At 68.5% G+C, this 6555-nt stretch carries 4 protein-coding genes; 1 reads left to right on the top strand and 3 read right to left on the bottom strand.

From position 1 onward, the window contains the following. On the top strand, positions 1-2007 hold a 2007-nt coding region (locus tag V7D28_RS12755), incomplete at its 5' end, for an indolepyruvate ferredoxin oxidoreductase family protein (RefSeq protein WP_333587761.1). A gap of 74 nt (positions 2008-2081) precedes the next feature. Here the strand turns inward: V7D28_RS12755 and V7D28_RS12760 are convergent. From V7D28_RS12760 to V7D28_RS12770, 3 genes are all read right to left on the bottom strand, one after another. Beyond that, positions 2082-2561, bottom strand: a complete 480-nt coding sequence (locus V7D28_RS12760; protein ID WP_333587762.1) for a DUF4168 domain-containing protein — start codon at positions 2559-2561, stop codon at positions 2082-2084. A gap of 75 nt (positions 2562-2636) precedes the next feature. After that, positions 2637-4373 (bottom strand): ATP-binding protein, encoded by a 1737-nt coding sequence (locus tag V7D28_RS12765; RefSeq protein WP_333587763.1) that lies wholly within the window; start codon positions 4371-4373, stop codon positions 2637-2639. Between the two features lie 237 nt (positions 4374-4610). Beyond that, positions 4611-6392 carry a flavin-containing monooxygenase gene (locus tag V7D28_RS12770; RefSeq protein ID WP_333587764.1) on the bottom strand — a complete coding sequence of 594 codons (1782 nt, stop codon included), beginning with the start codon at positions 6390-6392 and terminating at the stop codon, positions 4611-4613. Positions 6393-6555 lie beyond the last annotated feature (163 nt).

Here is a 6555-nt window from a genome sequence, read left to right on the forward strand (position 1 = left end):
GGGTTGAGCTGGGTGGGCGCTGCGCCCTTCACCGAGGAGAAGCACGTCTTCGTCAATCTGGGCGACGGCACCTATAACCACTCCGGCTCGCTGGCCATCCGGGCCGCCGTGGCCGCAGGCGCCCATGTCACCTACAAGCTGCTGTTCAACGACGCCGTGGCCATGACCGGTGGGCAGGCGGCCGAAAGCGGCTTCACGCCTGCCCAGATCACCCGTCAGCTGGCCGCCGAGGGGGTGGCCCGCACGGTCATCGTCGCCGACGATCCCGACCGCTACAAGGGCGTCACCGACCTGGCCCCCGGCGTGGAGGTCAGGCCGCGCAGCGAGCTGATGGCTGTTCAGCGACAGCTCCGCGACACGTCCGGCGTCACGGTCCTGCTCTATGACCAGGTCTGCGCCACCGAGAAGCGCCGCCGCCGCAAGCGCGGGACCCTGGCCAAGGCCGAGCAGCGGGTGATGATCAATCCCCTGGTCTGCGAGGGCTGCGGCGACTGCTCGCGCGCGTCCAACTGCGTGTCTGTGGAGCCCCTGAACACCGAGTTCGGGCGCAAGCGGAAGATCAACCAGTCCACCTGCAACCAGGACTATTCCTGCCTGGACGGATTCTGCCCCTCCTTCGTGACCCTGGAGGGGGCGGAAAACCCGCGGGCCGCCAGCCTGCCGGCGCTCACCGCCGACTCCACCCCCCTGCCGGAATTCGAGCCCTCGCCGGGGGTGAGGAACATCGTCTTCACCGGCGTGGGCGGAACGGGCGTGACCACCACGGCTTCCATCCTGGCCATGGCCGCCCATGTGGACGGCAAGGCCGCCTCGGTGGTGGACATGACCGGCCTGGCGCAAAAGGGCGGGGCGGTGTTCAGCCATGTGCGCATCGGTGAGACCGAAGACAGCGTGGTGGGCGGTCGCACGCCGGCGGCCAGCGCCCATGTGCTGATCGCCTGCGATGTCATGGTGGCCGCAGGCGCCGACGCCCTGGCCCTCTATGCCCGCGACCGCACCATCGCCTTCGGCAATGGCGACCTGGCCCCCACCGCCGATTTCGTCACCGACCGCGACGTGCGTTTCGACGCCGGCGCCATGGGCCGGCGGATCGCTGCGGCGGTGAAGAGCTACGACCAGGCGCCCGCCCAGGAGATGGCCGAGGCCGAACTGGGCGACGCCATCTTCGCCAACATGATCATGCTGGGCTTCGCCTGGCAGAAGGGGGTCGTTCCGGTCTCCAGCCGCGCCCTCTACCGAGCCATCCGGCTGAACGGGGTGGCCGCCGAGGCCAACCTCCAGGCCTTCGAACTGGGCCGCCGGGCCGCCCACGACCCGGAGAGCCTCACCGCCGCCAAGGCCCAGGTCGCCACCCCGGAAACCCAGCCCCTGGCCGACCTGATCGCCCACCGCGCTCAGGAACTGACCGCCTATCAGAACGCCGCCTATGCCCGCCGCTACCTGGCCCGCGTCGAGGCGATCGCCAGGGCCGAGGCGCCCTTCGGATCGGAGGCGCTCACCCGCGCCGTGGCGGTCAACCTCTACAAGCTGATGGCCTATAAGGACGAGTATGAGGTCGCGCGCCTCTATACGGACGGCCGGTTCGACGCCTATCGCCAGGAGACCTTCAAGGGCGGCAAGGCCAAGGTCTGGCTCGCGCCGCCAGTCATCTCGCCCAAAGATAAGGAAGGCCGGCCCCGCAAGATCGCCTTCGGCGGCTGGATGCTCTCGGCGGGCTTCCCGGTCCTGGCGCGGATGAAGGGGCTGCGGGGCACGCCGCTCGACCTGTTCGGCGCTACCGACGAGCGGCGCCTGGAGCGCAGGCTGATCACCGAGTATGAGGCCGGTCTCGAGCGCATGGCGGCCGAACTGACCTTGGAGCGTCTCACCCTGGCGCTGGAGATCGCCCAGATTCCCCAGGACATCCGGGGATTTGGCCATGTGAAGGAGGCTTCCATCGGTCCGGCCAGAGCCAAGGCGGAGCGCCTGTGGGCGCGCTGGAGCGGCGAACCGTCGGTGTTGTCCTGAACAGGCGCGCACCGCCCATGACGGCCCGAAGGCGCGGTCATGGGCGGCGACAGCCTGGCCTTAAACCTCGGACCTCAGAGTTCCGGCGGGGTCTCCGCCTCGGTTTCCATGCCCGTCGAGGTGGTGGCTGAGGCGTCGGCGCCCACGCCGGCCTCGGCCTGCATGGCCTGGCCGATCCGCGCGCGCAGCGCAGGGTCGGTCTGGGCCGCGGCGGCCATGCGGTTGTACTCCTCGGCGGTGAGGCCGGAGTCCTCCACAGCCGCGGTCATCTGGGCGTTCATCTCCTGGCGGAGCACGGCCTGGGCCTCCGGATCGGCTTCCGCAGCCGCGCGCGGCGCCATGGTCTCATTGAGCGACTGAACCTCGCCCATGGCGCGGGCGAAGGATTCCACCTGGGCGTCGGTGAAGGCCCCGCCAGGGCTCTCCATGCCTTGCGGCGCGGCCGCCGTCGGGGCCTCAGCCTCCGGCGTGGTCATCTCCTGGGCAAAGGCGGCCGGAGCGGCCATCAGGGCTGCGGCGGCGGCGGCGGAAAACAGCGTGCGTTGAAGATTCATGTTCGGTCTCCGTTAGCGCCCCACCGTTCACAAACCTGTGAGCCGCCGCGAAGTTCCCGTTCACCCTCGCGCCGCTCAGGCGTGTCCGCGCTGCCTCAGGCTTCCGTCGCAGGGCGTGAACAGCCGCGCCAGAAGATCCGATAGCTCCGGCAGCAGCACCGGCTTGGCCTGGACCGCATCCATGCCGGCGGCGAGATAGGCGGCGCTCTCATGCTGCAGCACGCTGGCGGTCACGGCGACGATGGGCACACGGCACAGGCCTTCGGCGGCCTCCACCTGCCGGATCAGCCGGGTGGCCTCTACGCCGTCAAGGCGCGGCATGTGGACATCCATCAGTATGGCGTCCCAGGGGCCCGTTCGCCAGGCGGCCATGGCCTCCAGCCCATCCTCGGCCCAGCCGCATTCACAACCGATGTCCTGCAACAGACTGACCAGAACCCCGCGATTGGCGGCGTTGTCGTCCACCACCAGGATCCGCCGCCCGGCCAGCTGCGTCCCCGCCTCTTCGGCAGGATGCGGCGCGGCTGAGGGCGTTTCGACACCGACGGCGGGCAGGGGCAACTCCACGCGGAACCGGGCGCCCTGGTCGGCCGCGCTCACCAGGGTGATCTCTCCGCCCATCAGCAGCGTCAGTTCACGGCAGATGGCGAGGCCAAGCCCGGCGCCGCCAGCGGCGCGGGTGTTGGAGCTGTCGACCTGGACGAAGCGATCGAAGATCGTGGCCTGACGCTCCAGCGGAATGCCGGGTCCGGTGTCGGCCACCTCGAAGACGAGGCGACGATCATCCCCGCCGATGGTCACGCTCACCGACCCCTGCTGGGTGAACTTGATGGCGTTGGCCACCAGATTGCCAAGGATCTGCCGCAGGCGCACCTCGTCGCCCATGCGCCCCCTGGCCAGGGCCGGCGCCATCTCCACGTGCAGGCTGAGATGCTTCTCCGCGGCCAGATGCTCGTAGATGGCCCGCACCCCGCCCGCGAGCCGGTCGAGCTCGAACCGGGACGGATAGAGCGTCATCTGGCCCGTCTCGATGCGGGAGATGTCCAGGACCGCGTTCAGCAGGTCGAGCAGGGATTCCGCCGAGCGCTGGACCACATCCAGGCGCTGCTTCTGCGCTTCGGGCAGGACGTCGCGGGCCATGACCTGCACCGTGCCCAGAACGCCGTTCAGAGGTGTGCGGATCTCATGGCTCATGGTGGCCAGGAACTCGCTCTTGGCGCGGTTCGCGGCCTTGGCGGCGAAGGCCAGGTCCTGGGCTTCCCGGGTCAGGGCGAGATTTCGCTGCAGTTCCCGCCGCAGGGCGGTGTTCAACTGCTCGGCGGCCAGGCGGGCGCGAATCTCGCGCATCACCGCCCCGCGCATCAGCGAGGAGAGCCCCACCGCGGCGAACAGGCTGGCCAGCCCCGTATAGACGAAGCCGCCGACCAGGTCCTCCGGCCCCGACCGCGCCGCCATCAGGATCAGCCCGGCGATCGCCGTCACGGCGCTGGAATAGCCCACCCGCCGGGTGGGCGCCGCCGTGGCGAAGGCCAGGGCGAGCAGGACGAAATAGACCAGCTTCAGCGGTTCGAAGTGCACGCTCTGCTGAAGGACGACGTTGGCCAGCAGCAGAGAGAAGAGCAGCAGCGCCCACAATTCCAACCGCACAAGGCTCATCGGCTTGCGCAGGCGCCGCCAGAGCAGGAATGAGATCACCGCCGTCGATGAGGCCAGTGACGTTAGGGAAACCAGCGCCCACCCTTCTTCAAAGAAGGGATGAGAGAGGGCGATGATCAGGTAGTAGATCGCCGAGAAGGCGGCGCACAGCCGCATGATCGGTCTCTGGGACTGCGCCAGAACCGCTGGGGACACGCCCACATCTGCGGCGCCCGACGCTTCCTCCTGCAAGACCTGACCTCTGCTCTATTTCGACGCTCGGTGAACATTGGCACGCCAATGCCTACGAAACGGTTTCAAGAGCACAGATCAACCGAGGCGGCGCCCGGGGCGGGCAGAACTCGCGCCTTGATCCACGGAATGGGTAGAAGTCGTCACCTCGCCCGCCGGGCTTCAGCGGAAGGCGAGGCCCTCGAAGGCGCCGGAGCTCCGCCAGCCCTGGATGTAGGTGAAGAAGGCGCTGGCGCCGTGGGGATAGCCCACGTTCAGCCGGGCGGCGGGGCCCGGATCCTGCCCCTCATTGTTGTAATAGCCGGGGGTGCAGTCGGGCGAGCCCAGCATCCGCCCCATCCCGGTGAGCAGCAGGTCCACCCAGGCAGCCTGGGCCTCGGCCGTGACCTCCACCTCCTGCGCCCCGCGGTCCAGGGCCTCGCGGACGATGGCGGCGATGGTGGCGCCCGACTCCGTCAGATTGTGCGGAATATTGGAGATCAGATTGGCGCCCTGGGTCGGCTGGACCAGGAAGGCGTTGGGGAAGCCGTGGGCATGGATGCCGTGCAGGGTCTTCATCCCCTCGGCCCAGGCCTCCGACAGGCGCCGGCCGCCGCGGCCGGCGAGGTCGAAGCCGGCGCGCTGCTCGAAGGGCGTGCCCACCTCGAAGCCTGAAGCATAGATGATGCAGTCGACCTCATACTCGACGCCGGCCACCACGAACCCCTTTTCGGTGATCTTCTCCACGCCCTGGCCGTCGGTGTCGACGAGCACGGTGGAGGGGCTGTTGAAGCTCTGCAGATAGGCGTCGTGGAAGCAGGGGCGCTTGCAGAGCTGGCGGTACCAGGCCTTCAGCTTCTGGGCGGTTTCCCGGTCGGACACGATGGAGTCCACGCGTGAGCGGATCTCCTCCATCTTTTCGAAGTCGGAATCCTCATAGGCCGCCAGCATGTCCATCGGCGTGCGGCGCTCAGGCGGCAGGTCGCTGATCTTGCTGCGGATCCGTCGAGACAGGTCGGTCCAGCCGTCCTGGACCAGGTCCTCGTCGGCGGCCCCGCCGGCCTGGTTGGCGGTGAAGTTCTCGAGCCAGCGCTTCTGCCAGCCGGGCTCGGCGATGGACTTGAACCAGTCCGGGTCGATGGGCGCATTGGCCCGCACGTCCACCGACGACGGCGTCCGCTGGACCACATAAAGCTTGCCGCACGCCCGGGAGAGGTGGGGAACGGCCTGGACCGAGGTGGCGCCGGTGCCGATGATCGCCACCCGCTTGTCGGCCAGCTTCTCCATCAAGGCGCCCTTGGGGTCGCCGCCGGTATAGTCATAGTCCCACCGGCTGGTGTGGAAGGCATGGCCCTTGAAGTCGCCGATGCCGGGAATGCCCGGCAGCTTGGGCACGTGCAGCGGGCCCGTGCCCAGGCCGATGAAGCTGGCCGTGAAGGCGTCGCCCCGGTTGGTGCGGATCAGCCAGCGGTGTTCCGCCTCCTGCCAGGTCAGGCTCTCGACTTCGGTGTGGAACAGAGCGTTGTCATAGAGGCCGTACTGACGGCCGATCCTCTGGCACTGTTCCAGGATTTCCGGGGCGTGAGCGTACTTCTCGCTCGGCATGTGCCCCGTCTCTTCCAGCAAGGGCATGTAGATCATCGAGGCGGTGTCGCACTGGGCGCCGGGATAGCGGTTCCAGTACCAGGTGCCGCCGAAGTCCCCGCCCTTTTCCAGGATCCGCACGTCCTTGACGCCGGCCTCCACCAGGCGCGCGCCGGTCACAAGCCCCGCAAAGCCGCCGCCCACGAAGGCGAAGGTGACGTGGTCGGTCTTGGGCTCTCGCGGCGCGACCGGGGTGTAGGGATCGTCCAGATAGTGGGAGAGCTGCCCTTCCAACCGCAGATACTGGTCGTTGCCGTCGGCGCGCAGGCGCTTGTCCCGCTCGGCGATGTACTTGACCAGCAACGCCTTCTTGTCGACCACCCTGGTCGTCCCGTCCGCCGCCTGACCCGCCATGCCCTCGCCCTTTCGAAGTCCGATCGACGACTATCCGGCTCGCCGAAATCAAACAGATGTTCGAACATAGAGTACGGGTTGCGGCCCCGCCAAGCCGTTATCGCGTCCCCATGCCCTCAGTCTGCCCTAG

Source organism: Phenylobacterium sp. (assembly GCF_036723115.1).
Taxonomy (GTDB): domain Bacteria; phylum Pseudomonadota; class Alphaproteobacteria; order Caulobacterales; family Caulobacteraceae; genus Phenylobacterium.